Here is a 13,684-nt window from a genome sequence, read left to right on the forward strand (position 1 = left end):
TTGCCTGCGGCGGTCACCGGCCTTACGCGGATAGGATCATGGTTACAGAACTTCTGGTCATTCTGGCCCTTATCGTGCTGAACGGCGTCCTTGCGATGTCCGAACTTGCCATCGTCAGCGCCCGCCCGGGCCGGCTGAAGACGTTGGAGGCGAAAAGCCGCGGCGCGCGGATGGCGCTTCGGCTGGCCGAAAATCCGGGGCGGTTCCTGTCCACGGTGCAGATCGGCATCACCGCCGTCGGCGTGTTGTCCGGGGCCTTGTCCGGGGCGACGCTGGGCCTGCGCCTGCAGGGCTGGCTGGTGGCGCAGGGCGTGCCCGCCGACTGGGCCGCGACCCTGGGAGTAGGCGGCGTGGTCGTCGGGATCACCTATGTCAGCCTGATCGTGGGCGAGTTGGTGCCGAAGCAGATCGCCTTGCGCAACCCCGAAGGCATCGCGATTCGCATGGCCCCGGCAATGACCTTCCTGTCGGTGATCGGCGCGCCCCTGGTCTGGCTGCTGGACAAGTCGGGGAGGGCGCTGCTCTGGCTGCTGGGCCAAAGCGGGGAAAGCGAAAACCGGGTGACCGAGGAAGAGGTCCATGTCCTTCTGGCCGAAGCGCATGAGGGCGGCGTGCTGGAGGCGGAAGAGCGCGAGATGATCACCGGCGTCATGCGCCTGTCGGACCGCACGGCGCGGGCGCTGATGACCCCCCGGCACGAGGTCGAGATGCTGCCCCTGGACGCCACCGGGGCCGAAGCCGTGGCGGCGATCCGCAAGATCGCCCGCCCCCGGATGCCCGTCGCCAATGCCGAGGGCGAGGTGGTGGGGATCGTCCTGCTGACCGAGGCGTTCCAGGTCGTCTCGCGCCGCGAGACGCTGTCGCTGAAGGCGCTGGTGCGCGAGGTGCCCGTGGTCTCGGACCGGGCCGAGGCGCTGGATGTGCTGGAGATCCTGCAACGGTCCGAACATCGCTTCGCGCTGGTCTACGATGAATACGGCCATTTCGAGGGCATCCTGACCACCGGCGACGTGCTGGAGGCGATCACCGGGGCGGTGGCCGCAAGCGAGGCGGATGAACCGGCGATGGTTGCGCGCGACGATGGCAGCCATCTGGTTGCCGGCTGGATGCCGGTAGATGAATTCTGCGACCTTCTGGGCCTGCCGCATGACCTGGCGGGGGAATATGACACGGTCGCGGGGTTGGTCCTGCACCAGATCGGCCAGATCCCCGACCTGGGCGCCAGCTTTACCACAGAAGGCTATCGGTTCGAGGTGATCGACCTGGACGGCCGACGGATCGACAAGATTCTGGTGACGCGGGTCGGCGCCTATCAGGGCTGACGGGGGAGGGTGCGCTGGACGCGCACCCGGCGCCCGTTACTGCAGATAGGTCATCGGGTCGAAGCTTTCCTTCGACGTGTTGCGCACCTCAAAGTGCAGGAAGGCCGGGTCGCCCGCCGCCACCGTGCCGATCGACTGGCCACGGGAGACCTTGTCGCCCTTCTTCACCTTCACCCCGCCCACACCGACATAGACCGTCAGCAGGTTGTTGGCGTGGCGCAGGATCACGATGCCCTTGCCGTTGGTGTCGGCCGAAATCACCTGCACCGTCCCGGCATCCGCCGCCTTGACCGGCGTGCCCGGAGCGGCGGCGATGTCGATGCCCTGGTTGGTCTTGCGGTCGTAGCTGCGGATGATCTTGCCGGACACCGGCATCACCATCTTGGCCGCCGAGGCCGCCGTCGCCTGGTCGCCCAGGTCGGGCGAGGGCGGGGTGGCCTTGGGCTTGGCCGCCGCAACCTCGGGCTTTTCATCCGGCAGGGGTTTCGCGGCCGAGGGCGGCTCGGGCGTGGGGCTGCCGGCGCCGGGGGGCGTGGGGACGGGTTCGGGGTTCGGCGCCGGGGCGGTGGCGATCGGAATGATCAGGGTCTGCCCCTCGCGCACGGCCATGTCGGCGCCAAGCTGGTTCCAGTCCGCCAGCGCCTTGGCCGAGACGTTGTAGGTCCGCGCGATGGTGAAGGCGGTCTCGCCCCGTGCGACGCGGTGGGTCAGGGGCTGGCCCGCGACCGGCTTTGACGCCGCCGGCGAAGCTGCGACCGGGGTGGGCCCGGCATTGTCCAGCGCCGTGGTCGCGATCGAGGTGATGTCCACCGGCCCGGTGCCCCCCGCTACCACGGCGGGCTGCGGAGTGGCCGAGACGCGGGCGGGAAGCAGCAGCAACTCGCCCTCGCGCAGGGGATCGGTCGGACGCAGCGCGTTCGCCTGGGCCAGCTGGTTGGCATTCAGCCCCAGCCGCCCGGCCATCGAGGCGACCGTATCGCCGCGCCGGGCCTTGGCCAGCTGATAGTCGGGATAGGACAGGACGCCATTGGCATCCGCCGTCGGCGCTGCCGCCGTGGCCTGCCGCGCCGCGTCCGAGGTATCGCCCCCCCCGGCCCGGAAATCCCAATCCAGGTTGCCGGTGTCCATGCAGGCCGTCAGCGCCAGAAGGCTGGCCCCCAGCCCGAGAATCCGCAGTCTGCCAAAGGAAATCCGCATTACCCGCCTCATGTCACGCCCGACCGGGTTGGCCCGGTTCTGCGTCCGAATCTACTCGGACCCCAGCCCTTCCACCAGAGGAACAAAGCGCACTGGGCGAAGTTCCTCGTAATCAAACCCGCGTGAGCTGCGGGTGACCTTGATCAGGCTTTGCACCGCATCGGACTGCCCGACCGGCAGAACCATGATCCCGCCGGGCTTCAACTGCTCCAGCAGCGGCCCGGGCGGGTCCTCGGCGGCGGCGGTCACCAGGATGCGGTCGAAGGGCCCCTGTTCGGGCAACCCGTGCGAGCCGTCGGCGGTGATCGTGGTGATGTTGGTGATGTCCAGTTGGCGGAACAGGTCGGCCGCCTCGCGCACCAGTCGGCGGTAGCGGTCCACGGTGTAGACCCGCCGCGCCAGCTGCGCCAGGATCGCGGCCTGGTAGCCCGAACCGGTGCCCACCTCCAGCACCGTATCCCGCGCGGAAACCTGCAAGGCCTGGGTCATCAGGCCGACGACCGAGGGCTGGCTGATCGTCTGGCCGCAAGCGATGGGCAGGGGCATGTCCTCATAGGCGCGGTCGGCGAAGATGCCGCGCACGAAAAGGCCGCGGTCGACCTTTTCCATCGCGGTCAGGACCCGGGCATCGGTCACGCCGCGCGAGCGGAGGGCAAAGAGAAAGCGCATCTTGCGTTCGGCAAGCTCTTCGGAGGCGAAGGGGTCCTCCGGTCCGCCCGTCATGCCAGCCGCGCCTCAAGATCGGCCAGCAGGTCATGCGCGGTCAGGTCGGCGCGCATCGGAGTGATCGAGACATAGCCGTCCAGGTTCACCGCCGCATCGCTGCCGGGCAGGGTCGGTGTCTGCTGCGGGCCGCCCTTGATCCACAGGAACCGCTTGCCCGAGGGCGAGATATGCGGCTCGACCGAAAAGGCGGTGTCGCGGCGGAAGCCCTGCGGTGCGACCTTGCTGCCCAGGGTGGCGGCGGCGGGCAGGGGCGGAAAGTTGACGTTGTAAAAGACGCGGTAATCGTCCTGCGTCCACAACCCCTTGTCCAGCAGCGCCCGCACGACGGCCGGCCCATGCACCCGCGCGCTTTCGAAAGGATCGGCCAGCCGGACGTTTTCCGGCCCGAAGAACTGCGACAGCGCGATGGCCGGGATGCCCTGCAGCGCCGCCTCCATCGCCCCGCCGATGGTGCCGGAATACAGCACGTTCTCGGCCGCGTTGTTGCCCCGGTTGACGCCGGACAGCACCAGATCCGGCTTGGCGCCGTCCAGCACGTCATAGATCGCGGCCAGCACGCAATCGGCCGGGCTGCCCTCGGCGGCAAAGCGTCGTGGCGCCAGTTCGGCGATCATCATCGGGTGGGTGTAGCTGATGCAATGGCCGACGCCCGACTGCTCGAACGCGGGGGCGACGGTCCAGACCTCACCCTCGGGCCCCGCGATGGCGGTGGCGATTTCGGTCAGGACCTCAAGCCCCGGCGCGTTGATGCCGTCGTCGTTGGTGATCAGGATGCGCATGGGTCCCCCGTGTCCGTCCCCTGATTAGACGACCCGTCCCGGCCCTTCAAGGCGCGATGCCCTTCTCCCAAGGAAAGGCTTGCAAGCCGCGCTGTTGCACGGTCAGATAACAAGAACCGGGGGGCGCATGACGACGACGGACAGGCCAGAGGCGATACGGGTCCACGACCTTCACAAAAGCTTTGGCACGCATGAGGTGCTGAAGGGCGTGTCGCTGACCGCGCGCGAGGGCGATGTGGTCGCGATCATCGGTGGGTCGGGCTCGGGCAAGTCCACCATGCTGCGCTGCATCAACTTTCTGGAGACGCCAAGTTCTGGTGGAATCGCGGTGGCGGGAGAGCCGGTGTCGATGCGGGCGGACGGCACGCCATCGGACCGCCGCCAGATCGAGCGGATTCGCCAGTCGCTGGGAATGGTGTTCCAGAACTTCAACCTCTGGACCCACCGCACGGTGCTGGAAAACCTGATCGAGGTGCCGGTCCATGTGCTGAAACTGCCGAAGGACCAGGCGGTGGCGCGGGCGCGCAAGCTTTTGGCCCGGGTCGGCCTGGCCGAGAAGGAGGGCGCCTATCCCGCCTTCATGTCCGGCGGCCAGCAGCAGCGGGCCGCCATCGCCCGGGCCTTGTGCATGGAGCCGAAGGCCATGCTCTTTGACGAGCCGACCAGTGCCCTGGACCCCGAACTGGTGGGCGAAGTGCTGCAAGTGATCCGCGCCCTGGCCGATGAGGGGCGCACGATGATCCTGGTCACGCATGAGATGAAATTCGCCCGCGAGGTGGCCAGCCACGTCATCTATCTGCACAATGGCCGGATCGAGGAAGAAGGCCCGCCCGACCAGCTGTTCGGCGCGCCAAAGTCCGACCGGCTGAAACAGTTTCTCAAATCCGTCGCCTGAACAGACGGAACCAACCAGCAAGGAGAGATCCATGAAACTCAAATCCCTCGCCGCAGCCCTGATGCTGATGGCCGCGCCCGTCGCTGCGCAAGAGGTCAAGGTCGGCATCGCCGCCGAACCCTATCCGCCCTTCGCCAGCCCCGATGCCGCCGGCAACTGGGTCGGCTGGGAGGTCGAGATCATCAACGCCGTCTGCGCCGCCGCCGAGATGCAGTGCGTCATCACCCCGGTCGCCTGGGACGGCATCATCCCCGCCCTGACCGCCGGCCAGATCGATGCGATCATGGCCTCCATGTCGATCACGCCTGAGCGGATGCAGACCATCGACTTTTCGGACAAGTACTATAACACCCCCACCGTGATCGCGACCGCCAAGGGCGCGGGCATCGCGCCGACCGCCGAAGGGCTGGCGGGCAAGATCATCGGCGTCCAGGTGGCGACGATCCACGAAGCCTATGTGAACAAGCATTTCGCCGGCACCGCAGCCGAGGTGAAGGTCTACCAGACCCAGGACGAAGCGAACCAGGACCTTGCCGCCGGCCGGATCGATGCGACCCAGGCCGACAGCATCGCGCTGGACGCCTTCATCGCCTCGGAAAGCGGGGCGGCCTGCTGCGAGATCGCGGGTGCCGTGGCCGATGACCCGGAAGTGCTGGGCCTGGGCGTCGGCGTCGGCCTGCGCCAGGGCGAGGATGAGCTGAAGGCCAAGTTCAACGCCGGGATCGCCAAGATCCGCGAGGACGGGACCTATGACAAGATCACCGCGGGCTATTTCGCCTCGTCGATCTACGGCGAATGATCGCTGGCCGTAAGGCAGCACCCGGCGGCCCGGCCCCATCGCGGGTCGGGACGCCTGTCATATTGAGCGCCTTGCGGCGCAAGCCTTTTGTCTCGCCTTTTGCGCGTGAAGGACGCGCAACGGCTCGGGCGGCCTCCGGCGGGGATATTTGGGGACAGAAAATGTCAAGGGTCGTGCAGGTTTGATGAGTGGTGCGCTGCTGGCCTCGACGCTGGACCTGCTGGCGCTGAACCCGCCGGGCTGGGGGGCGACGCTTCTGTGGGGGCTGTGGCATTCCGTGCTGATCGCGGCCGGGGCCTTTGCGCTGGGTCTGGGGATCGGCATCCTGGGGGCCTATGGCAAGCTGTATGGCGGGCCGGTCACGAAGGATCTGCTGGCGATCTATACCACCGTGGTTCGCGCGGTGCCGGAGCTGATCCTGATCCTGATCCTGTATTTCGCCGTCACCGATGCGGCGAACCAGCTGCTGGTCGCGCTTGGGCGCGAGAAGATGCAGATTTCCGGCGTGGTGGCCGGGGTGCTGGTCCTTGGCGTGGTGCAGGGCGCCTATGCGACCGAGGTCTTGCGCGGGGCCATTCTGGCCGTGCCCTCGGGACAGATCGAGGCCGCGCGGGCGATGGGCATGTCGCCGTTCCTTTTGGCGCGGCGGGTGACGCTGCCGCTTATGCTGGCACTTGCGCTGCCCGGGCTGGCGAACCTGTGGCTGATCGCGACCAAGGACACCGCCCTTCTGGCCGTGGTGGGTTTTGCCGAGCTGACGCAGGCCACGCGGCAGGCGGCCAGCACCACCAAGGCCTTCTTTACCTTCTACGCCGCTGCCGGGGTGCTGTATCTGGGCGTCTCGATCCTGTCCTCGGTCCTGTTCGCCTGGGCCGAGCGGCGGGCGCGGCGCGGGCAAAGGCCGGTGTCGGGATGATCAGGTCGTTGCTGATCCCGCGTCGTCTGGTGATGCTGGCCATCGCGCTGGCCATCGTCGCGCTGGTCGCGATCTATGGCCGCTGGGACTGGCTGGCCAATCCGAAGTATCAGGCGCTGATCGTCCGGGGCATCGGCAACACGCTGATCCTGCTGGTGCTGACCATGGCCATCGGCATGGCGCTGGCGATTCCCCTGGGGCTGGCGCAGGCGGTGGGGCCGTGGTGGCTGGCGATGCCGGCGCGCGCCTTCTGTTCGGTGATCCGGGGGACGCCGCTCCTCCTGCAACTGTTCCTGCTGTACTACGGGATCGGCAGCCTGTTTCCGGGTATCCCCGGCCTCCGCGAAAGTTGGGCCTGGCCGATCCTGCGCGACGCCTGGTATTACGCGATTCTGGGCCTGTCGCTGTCGGTCGCGGGCTATGAGGGCGAGGTGATGCGCGGCGCCTTCAAGGCCGTGCCGCATGGCCAACTGGAAGCCGCCCGGGCGATGGGAATGCCGCGCCTGACGATCTTTCGCCGGATCTGGTTGCCGCAGGCCCTGCAGCGCGTCTTGCCGACCCTGGGGGGCGAGACGGTGTTGCAGCTGAAGGCGACGCCGCTGGTGGCGATGATCACGGTCGTCGACATCTATGCCGTGGCCAGTCGGGTGCGGTCCGAAACCCTCATCACCTATGAGCCGCTGATGCTGCTGGCGGTGGTCTATATGGCGATCACCGGGGTGATCGTGCTGATCTTCCGCTGGTTCGAGGGCCGGGTGCCGCAGCGCGTGGCCTAATAGGTCGAATGGACCAGGGTCAGGCGCGCATCCTCGGCCACGGCGCGGGGGGTGACGATGGGTTCCTCCAGGATGCGGGTCAGGCAGTCCTGAGCGTCGGCCGCCTGGCCCTTGTCGCAGGCGGGATGGGTAGGCCAGCGGTCCTGGATCAGCGCCAGTGCTGCGTCCGATCCAAGGTTCAGATCGCCCAGGCGGTCGGTGCGGCCAAGGGTGAGCCCCAGCCCGTCCTGAAAGGCAATCCGCACCAGCTCGCTGCAGTACAGCGCGGTGTCGGAGGCGTGGAACCAGGGATCGTAGGGCTTGCCGAACTGGCGGCGGGCGGCCTGGGTGACCCTGCGCGCGTCGGGGTCGGTCAGGCCCTCCAGCCGGTAGATCGCCAGGTCGCGCCCCTGGCCCCGGTCAATCCAGTCCTCCAGCGGCGTGGCACGGGTGGTGGCGATCGCCTCCAGCACCACGGGCGCTCCCGAGGCGTCGAAGTCCAGGATGCCGACATGGGTATAGGGGCTGCCGGTGGCCTGCAGGATCGCGGTGGACTGGCTGGACCCGGAGGTCTGGAACACAAGGTCACCGCGTTGCAGGGGCGGCAGGTCCTGGGCTAGGGCGGGGCCGGTCAGTGCAAGCAGTGCGGCGCGCAGCAGCTTCATGCGGGGGCCCTTGGGTATGGGATGCTCAGCATAGGGGCAGGCGGCAGGAGCGGCCAGAGGGGTTGCAACAGGTTAAGAGAAGCTGAACGTCCGCAGGCAAGGGTTTGAAAAACCGAACCTTTTCTTTTGTCCCGCGTGGACAAGGATCAGGCGTCCCGCTGGGCAATCCAGTCGTGGTCGGGGTCGTTCTGGAAGCGCCACTTCCGCAGCGGCCCGGCCATCACGTTCAGATAATACATCTCATACCCATAAGGCGCGCCGCAGGGATGGTGCCCCTTCGGGACCAGCACGACATCGTGGGACTTGACGGCCATCGTCTGATCCAGCGACCCGTCCTCGGTATAGACCCGCTGGATGCCGAAGCCTTGGTCGGGGTTCAGGCGGTGATAATAGGTCTCTTCCAGATAGGTCATGCGGGGGAAGTCGTCCTCGTCATGCCGGTGGCTGGGGTAGCTGGACCAGTGCCCGGCCGGGGTAAAGACCTCGGTCACCAGAAGGCTGTCCGCCACCTCGCGGCCCTCCATCGCGATGTTGTTCACATGGCGGGTGTTGGTGCCCTTGCCGCGCGGGGTCAGTTCGATCCCCTCCGGCCCCAGCCGTTGCGCCGCATGGCCGCCCTTGCCGGGGGCCGTGCAGACACCGATGGTGCAGGCGGTGGTGGCGGTGGCCTTCCACTGGCTGCCGTTCGGCACATACAGGCAATGCGGCGGGGTCTTTTCAAAGACGTCCATCCGGTTGCCCATTTCGCCCCAGGCCTGGCCGGCGGCCTCCACCAGCGCCTTGCCCTCGACGATCACCAGGATCACCTCGCGGTCGCCGGTCACCTCCTCGGCCACATCGCCCGGTTCCAGCCGGTAGAGCGAGAAGCCGACATAGCCCCAGCCGGCACTTTCGGCGGTGATGTCATGCACCTTGCCGCGGGTGCCGGTGGGGTGGCGGAGGAGGTTGGGCATCGGCATGTCCTCAGGCGGGGCGGGAGTGGTCGATCTGAAGGCCGGCCTGGGCGCAAACCTTCAGGATGTGCTCGTAGCCAAGTTTCGAATACTCATACGGCGGGGCCTTGGCCGGGTCCTGCTCGGCCTCGACCACGATCCAGCCGTTGTAATCCATTGCTTTCAGCTTGTCGGCCACCGCCTGAAAGTCGATGCAGCCGTCGCCCGGCACGGTGAAGGCCCCGGCGATCACGGCATCCAGGAAGCTGCGGTTGTTGGCGCGGACATCCTTCACCACCTCGGGCCGGATGTCCTTGAAGTGGACGTGGTGCACCCGGTCGGCCCAGGTGTTCAGGACGCGCATCACGTCGGCCCCACCGAACAAGAGGTGCCCGGTGTCGAACAGAAGCTTCACGTTCGGCGTTGAGCCTTCCATCAGCGCGTTCACGTCATCCTCGGATTCGATGAAGGACCCCATGTGGTGATGGTAGGCCAGCGGCATGCCCTGATCGGCCATCCACTTCGCCAGTTCCGACAACTTCGCGCCATAGGCCCGCACGTCGGCGGCGGCGAATTTCGGGCGGTTGTTCACCGGCACCGCGATGTTGCCCTGCACCGTGTTCGAACATTCGGCATAGACGATGCAGGGCGCGCCGAGGGCCACGAACTGCTCGACCTGCTGGCGGACGGCCGCGATCTCGGTCTGGACGTCGTTGACCAGAAGGTTGCCCGAGCACCAGCCGCCACACAGCGACAGGCCGTTGGCGTTCAGATAGGTCCGCAGCCCTTCGGTGTCGGCGGGCATCCGGCGGCCGCGCTCAACGCCAGTATAGCCGATTTCGCGCGCCTCGCTGAGGGCCTGCTCCATCGTGTAGGCGGCGGTCAGGTCCGGCAGGTCATCGTTCTGCCAGGAGATGGGAGAAATCCCGATCTTCACGCTCATTCGTCAGTCCTCAATTCAACAGCCACTGGGCACGGGTGCCCGCTTCATAGCCCTTGCGGGCCTCGTTCACTTCCTTGCGGTCCGAAACCTCGGGGACGGCCACGTCCCACCATGTCCCGCCGGCGCCGGTTCCGGGCGCTGGATCGGTGTCGATCACGATGACAGTGGGGATCGTCGCGGTCTTGGCACGCTGCATCTCGGCCTCAAGTTCCGGAATGCTGGCCACCTTCACCGCATTGGCCCCCATCGCCCGCGCATGGGCGACGAAGTCGAGGTTCGCCTCATTCACATGATAGCTGTCGCGCAGAAGGTTGTTGAACGGAGCGCCGCCGGTGGCCTGTTGCAGCCGATTGATGCAGCCGTAGCCCCGGTTGTCGGTCAGGACCACGGTGAAGGGCACGCCCATCATCACGGCGGTCGCGAGTTCGCTGTTCGCCATCATGTAGCTGCCGTCGCCGACCATGCAGATCACGTCGCGCTGGGGCAGCGCCATCTTGATGCCCATGGCGCCGGCGATCTCATACCCCATGCAGGAGTATCCGTACTCCATGTGGTAGCCGCCCTGTGCCGCCCGCCAGAGGACGTGCAGCGCGCCGGGCATGGTGCCGGCGGCGCACATGATCAGGCTTTGCTTGCCGGCGTTGCGGTCCACCGCCCCGATCACCTGTGCGTCGGTCGGCAGTTCATTCGTCTTGGGCGCAGCGAAAAGCGTGTCTGTGGTGGCGAACCACTTTGCGCGGGCGCTGAAATCCGGGTCGGCGCAGCGGTGTGGCCCAAGGGCGGCGCTGATTTTCTGAAGCGCAACTTTCGCATCCGAAACCAGCGGTTGCGCCGCGCGTTTGTGGGCGTCGAAACCGTGGATGTTGATCGACAGAAGCTTGCGGTTCGGTGCGCTGAACACGGTCCAAGAGCCGGTGGTGAAATCCTGGAACCGGGTGCCGACCCCGATCACCAGGTCGGCCTTGGCGGCCAGCTCATTGCCGCAGCCGGTGCCGGTGACGCCCGGGGAGCCGAAGTGCAGCGGTTCCTCCCAGTCGACGGCACCCTTGCCCGCCTGGGTTTCCACCAGCGGGATGTTGTGTGCCTTGGCGAAGTCCAGAAGCGTCTGTTCAGCGCCGGAGTAAAGGACACCGCCCCCCGCCACGATCAGCGGGGTCTTGGCGCCCTTGATGGCGGCGACGGCGGCCTCCAACTCGCGCTGGTCGGGTTCGGGGCGGCGGATGTGCCAGGTGCGGGGCTCGAAGAACTCCACCGGGTAATCGTAAGCTTCGGCCTGGGTGTCCTGGCAGAAGGCCAGGCAGACCGGGCCGCAGTTGGCCGGGTCGGTCATCACCCGCAGGGCGCGGGGCAGGGCGGTCAGGATATGCTCGGGCCGGCTGATCCGGTCGAAGTAGCGCACGACCGGGCGGAAGCAGTCGTTCGCCGAAACGGTGGCGTCGTCGAAATCCTCGATCTGTTGCAGGACCGGGTCCGGCGCGCGGTTGGCGAAGACGTCGCCGGGGATGAAAAGGACGGGCAGGCGGTTCACATGCGCCAGCGCGGCGGCGGTGACCATGTTGGTCGCCCCCGGCCCGATCGAGGAGGTGACGGCCATCGCGTTCCGGCGCTGTTTCGCCTTGGCATAGGCGATGGCGGCATGGGCCATGGTCTGTTCGTTCTGGCCCCGGTAGGTCGGCAGGACATCCTTGTGGGCATGCAGCGCCTCGCCGATCCCGGCGACGTTGCCGTGGCCAAAGATCGCCCAGACGCCTTCGATGAAGCGGCTGCCATCCTCGGCCTGCTGGACGGACAGCCAGCGGACCATGGCCTGGGCGGCGGTAAGGCGGATGGTGGTCATTGCTTCGCTCCCTCTGCGCGCTTGCTGTCCCACAGGGCGGCAAGGCGCGCGTAACGGTCTGACATCATTTCAACGGCGGCGGCGTCGGTCATCTGACCCTTAAGCCATGCGCGGGCGGCGTCGCCAAAGATCGTGCGGCCGATGGCAAAGCCTTTCACCAGCGGCTGCCGGGCCGCAAGGGCCAGCGAGGTCGCAAGCGCCGCTTCGCTGGCATCAAGGCCAAGGACGACCACACCGCGCGTGTGCGGATCGTTGCGGTTGATCGCGGCGCAGGCATTGTCCCAGGCGGCCTCGGTTGTGAACGGCTCCAGCTTCCACCAGTCGGGGTAGACGCCAAGGTCATAGAACCGCTGGATGATTTCGGCGCTGGTCTGGTCGTTGGTGGGGCCGACCTTTGAGGGGATGATCTCCAACAGCATCTCCAGCCGGTTGCGGCGGCAGGCGTGGAACAGGCGGCGAACGGTGTCCTCTTGCGCGGCCTTGGTCGCGTCGTCGTCGTCCGGGTGATAAAAGCACAGGACCTTGACCACATGCTCCAGCGGCCATTCCTGCAAGCCGCCAAAGTCGGGGCCAAGCTCCGGCTCCAGCGTCAGCGGGCGCGAGCCGGGCCATTCGACGGGGCGCCCGATCCAGAGGCCGCTGCCGGCTGCCTGGAACAGGGCGTCCCGGCCCAGGCGGCTGTCGCAAAGGATGCCATAGCCGGGCTGGCCATTGGCGACCTGCAAGGCCGCTTTCAGACACAGCTCCTTGAACGCGCCGATCTTTTGCGGGGTCGCGCCCTCCATCTGTTCCAGCTGCATGCGGTGGTCGAAGGCAAAGACCCGCATGGTGGACCAGTCGCGGTGGCGGTTGGTGGCCCAGTGGACCTGTTCCAGCGCCGCATCCTTGCGCAGCGCAGGGGTGACGACGCCACGGTTCAGGAAGAACTGCAACTCCTCCCACGAGGGATAGGCGGGCGTGCAGCCGTGGCGGGAAACGGCGAAGGCCCCGCAGGCATTGGCGTATTTCAGCGCCACCGGCCAGGGTTCGCCATCCAGCCAGCCCTTCAGCAGGCCGGACATGAAGCCGTCGCCTGCGCCCAGGACGTTGAACACCTCGATCGGAAAGCCGGGGCCGGCCTCGCCATCGTCAAGGCTGTCCGGGATCGCGCCGGTGAAGGCGACCGCGCCCATCGGGCCGCGCTTGCAGACAAGCGTGGCGTTGGAGACGGCCCGGACGGCGCGCAGGGCGGCGATGGTGTCAGTGGTGCCGCCGGCGATGTGGAACTCTTCCTCGGTGCCGACGATCAGGTCGAAATAGTGCAGCGTCGATTGCAGCTTGGCGGTGACCTGCGCGGACTCGATAAACCGGCTCTCGCCGTCGCCATGGCCCGCCAGTCCCCACAGGTTCGGGCGATAGTCGATGTCGAGGGCGGTCTGAAGGCCATGCTTGCGGGCCAGGGTCAGTGCCTTCAGCACCGCAGCCTCGGTCCTGGGGTGCGAAAGGTGGGTGCCGGTGGCGACGACCGACCGCGCCTCGGCAATGAAGGCTTCGTCGATGTCATCCTCGCAGAGCGCCATGTCGGCGCAGTTTTCCCGGTAGAAGATCAGCGGAAACTGCTTGTCGTCGCGGATGCCCAGAAGGACCAGCGCGGTCAGACGTTCGGGGTCGGTGCGAACCCCGCGCACGTCGACGCCTTCCTTGGCCAGTTCCTCGCGGATGAAGCGGCCCATGTGTTCGTCGCCGACGCGGGTGATCAGGGCGGATTTCAGGCCCAGCCGCGCGGTCCCGGCCGCCATGTTGGTAGGAGAGCCGCCGATATACTTCTGGAAAGACCCCATATCCTCCAGCCGGCCGCCGACCTGGGCGCCATAAAGGTCGACCGAGGAGCGGCCGATGGTGATGACATCAAGCGTGCGGGTCATGGAAGAGTCCTGGC

At 67.1% G+C, this 13,684-nt stretch carries 13 protein-coding genes; 5 read left to right on the plus strand and 8 right to left on the minus strand.

Annotated features, from left to right (window positions below):
* Positions 1–38 precede the first annotated feature (38 nt).
* The gene (locus tag CXR42_RS14145) at positions 39–1,322 is read left to right on the plus strand and encodes a hemolysin family protein (RefSeq protein WP_103258192.1); all 1,284 of its coding nucleotides are present in this window, start codon (positions 39–41) and stop codon (positions 1,320–1,322) included.
* 36 nt (positions 1,323–1,358) lie between these two features.
* On the opposite strand, the gene CXR42_RS14150 is transcribed toward CXR42_RS14145, so the two are convergent.
* The 3 genes from CXR42_RS14150 to surE are packed head-to-tail and all read right to left on the minus strand — an operon-like array spanning position 1,359 to position 4,024.
* Positions 1,359–2,519, minus strand: coding sequence for a peptidoglycan DD-metalloendopeptidase family protein (locus CXR42_RS14150; RefSeq protein WP_103258193.1), 1,161 nt, complete (start codon positions 2,517–2,519; stop codon positions 1,359–1,361).
* Positions 2,520–2,570: 51 nt separating this feature from the next.
* The gene (locus CXR42_RS14155) at positions 2,571–3,242 is read right to left on the minus strand and encodes a protein-L-isoaspartate(D-aspartate) O-methyltransferase (protein ID WP_103258194.1); all 672 of its coding nucleotides are present in this window, start codon (positions 3,240–3,242) and stop codon (positions 2,571–2,573) included.
* Positions 3,239–4,024 carry a 5'/3'-nucleotidase SurE gene (gene surE, locus CXR42_RS14160; RefSeq protein ID WP_103258195.1) on the minus strand — a complete coding sequence of 262 codons (786 nt, stop codon included), beginning with the start codon at positions 4,022–4,024 and terminating at the stop codon, positions 3,239–3,241. Before surE ends, CXR42_RS14155 begins: the two co-directional genes overlap by 4 nt.
* Before the next feature lie 127 nt (positions 4,025–4,151).
* Between surE and CXR42_RS14165 the strand changes: the two genes are divergently transcribed.
* The 4 genes from CXR42_RS14165 to CXR42_RS14180 all read left to right on the plus strand — a co-directional run bounded on the left by CXR42_RS14165 (position 4,152) and on the right by CXR42_RS14180 (position 7,410).
* Positions 4,152–4,919 carry an ABC transporter ATP-binding protein gene (locus CXR42_RS14165; protein ID WP_103258196.1) on the plus strand — a complete coding sequence of 256 codons (768 nt, stop codon included), beginning with the start codon at positions 4,152–4,154 and terminating at the stop codon, positions 4,917–4,919.
* Between the two features lie 31 nt (positions 4,920–4,950).
* Positions 4,951–5,718: a transporter substrate-binding domain-containing protein gene (locus tag CXR42_RS14170; RefSeq protein WP_103258197.1), complete on the plus strand. Its 768-nt coding sequence runs from the start codon at positions 4,951–4,953 to the stop codon at positions 5,716–5,718.
* Between the two features lie 184 nt (positions 5,719–5,902).
* Positions 5,903–6,634 (plus strand): ABC transporter permease, encoded by a 732-nt coding sequence (locus tag CXR42_RS14175; RefSeq protein ID WP_103258198.1) that lies wholly within the window; start codon positions 5,903–5,905, stop codon positions 6,632–6,634.
* Entirely contained in the window at positions 6,631–7,410 is a 780-nt protein-coding gene (locus CXR42_RS14180; protein WP_103258199.1) for an ABC transporter permease, read from the plus strand. Before CXR42_RS14175 ends, CXR42_RS14180 begins: the two co-directional genes overlap by 4 nt.
* Here the strand turns inward: CXR42_RS14180 and CXR42_RS14185 are convergent.
* From CXR42_RS14185 to CXR42_RS14205, 5 genes are all read right to left on the minus strand, one after another.
* The gene (locus tag CXR42_RS14185; RefSeq protein ID WP_103258200.1) at positions 7,407–8,054 is read right to left on the minus strand and encodes a YiiX/YebB-like N1pC/P60 family cysteine hydrolase; all 648 of its coding nucleotides are present in this window, start codon (positions 8,052–8,054) and stop codon (positions 7,407–7,409) included. The two genes, CXR42_RS14180 and CXR42_RS14185, sit on opposite strands and share 4 nt — an antisense overlap.
* A gap of 146 nt (positions 8,055–8,200) precedes the next feature.
* Complete coding sequence (gene iolB / locus CXR42_RS14190) at positions 8,201–9,007, minus strand: 5-deoxy-glucuronate isomerase (RefSeq protein WP_103258296.1); 807 nt, start codon at positions 9,005–9,007, stop codon at positions 8,201–8,203.
* A 10-nt stretch (positions 9,008–9,017) separates the two neighbouring features.
* Positions 9,018–9,929 carry a myo-inosose-2 dehydratase gene (gene iolE, locus CXR42_RS14195; protein ID WP_103258201.1) on the minus strand — a complete coding sequence of 304 codons (912 nt, stop codon included), beginning with the start codon at positions 9,927–9,929 and terminating at the stop codon, positions 9,018–9,020.
* Positions 9,930–9,939: 10 nt separating this feature from the next.
* A complete protein-coding gene (gene iolD / locus CXR42_RS14200; protein ID WP_103258202.1) occupies positions 9,940–11,766 on the minus strand; it encodes a 3D-(3,5/4)-trihydroxycyclohexane-1,2-dione acylhydrolase (decyclizing) in 1,827 nt (608 codons plus the stop codon).
* Positions 11,763–13,670 carry a bifunctional 5-dehydro-2-deoxygluconokinase/5-dehydro-2-deoxyphosphogluconate aldolase gene (locus CXR42_RS14205; protein WP_103258203.1) on the minus strand — a complete coding sequence of 636 codons (1,908 nt, stop codon included), beginning with the start codon at positions 13,668–13,670 and terminating at the stop codon, positions 11,763–11,765. The genes iolD and CXR42_RS14205 overlap by 4 nt, the downstream gene beginning before the upstream one ends.
* Between the last annotated feature and the right edge of the window lie 14 nt (positions 13,671–13,684).

Source organism: Tabrizicola aquatica (assembly GCF_002900975.1).
In the GTDB taxonomy this organism is placed as follows: Bacteria; Pseudomonadota; Alphaproteobacteria; order Rhodobacterales; family Rhodobacteraceae; genus Tabrizicola; species Tabrizicola aquatica.

What these genes read in the sequence shown, in the direction of transcription:
- CXR42_RS14145 (WP_103258192.1), top strand. Translation starts at nt 39, where the DNA reads ATGGTTACAGAACTTCTGGTCATTCTGGCCCTTATCGTGCTGAACGGC.
- CXR42_RS14150 (WP_103258193.1), bottom strand. Translation starts at nt 2,519, where the DNA reads ATGCGGATTTCCTTTGGCAGACTGCGGATTCTCGGGCTGGGGGCCAGC.
- CXR42_RS14155 (WP_103258194.1), bottom strand. Translation starts at nt 3,242, where the DNA reads ATGACGGGCGGACCGGAGGACCCCTTCGCCTCCGAAGAGCTTGCCGAA.
- surE (WP_103258195.1), bottom strand. Translation starts at nt 4,024, where the DNA reads ATGCGCATCCTGATCACCAACGACGACGGCATCAACGCGCCGGGGCTT.
- CXR42_RS14165 (WP_103258196.1), top strand. Translation starts at nt 4,152, where the DNA reads ATGACGACGACGGACAGGCCAGAGGCGATACGGGTCCACGACCTTCAC.
- CXR42_RS14170 (WP_103258197.1), top strand. Translation starts at nt 4,951, where the DNA reads ATGAAACTCAAATCCCTCGCCGCAGCCCTGATGCTGATGGCCGCGCCC.
- CXR42_RS14175 (WP_103258198.1), top strand. Translation starts at nt 5,903, where the DNA reads ATGAGTGGTGCGCTGCTGGCCTCGACGCTGGACCTGCTGGCGCTGAAC.
- CXR42_RS14180 (WP_103258199.1), top strand. Translation starts at nt 6,631, where the DNA reads ATGATCAGGTCGTTGCTGATCCCGCGTCGTCTGGTGATGCTGGCCATC.
- CXR42_RS14185 (WP_103258200.1), bottom strand. Translation starts at nt 8,054, where the DNA reads ATGAAGCTGCTGCGCGCCGCACTGCTTGCACTGACCGGCCCCGCCCTA.
- iolB (WP_103258296.1), bottom strand. Translation starts at nt 9,007, where the DNA reads ATGCCCAACCTCCTCCGCCACCCCACCGGCACCCGCGGCAAGGTGCAT.
- iolE (WP_103258201.1), bottom strand. Translation starts at nt 9,929, where the DNA reads ATGAGCGTGAAGATCGGGATTTCTCCCATCTCCTGGCAGAACGATGAC.
- iolD (WP_103258202.1), bottom strand. Translation starts at nt 11,766, where the DNA reads ATGACCACCATCCGCCTTACCGCCGCCCAGGCCATGGTCCGCTGGCTG.
- CXR42_RS14205 (WP_103258203.1), bottom strand. Translation starts at nt 13,670, where the DNA reads ATGACCCGCACGCTTGATGTCATCACCATCGGCCGCTCCTCGGTCGAC.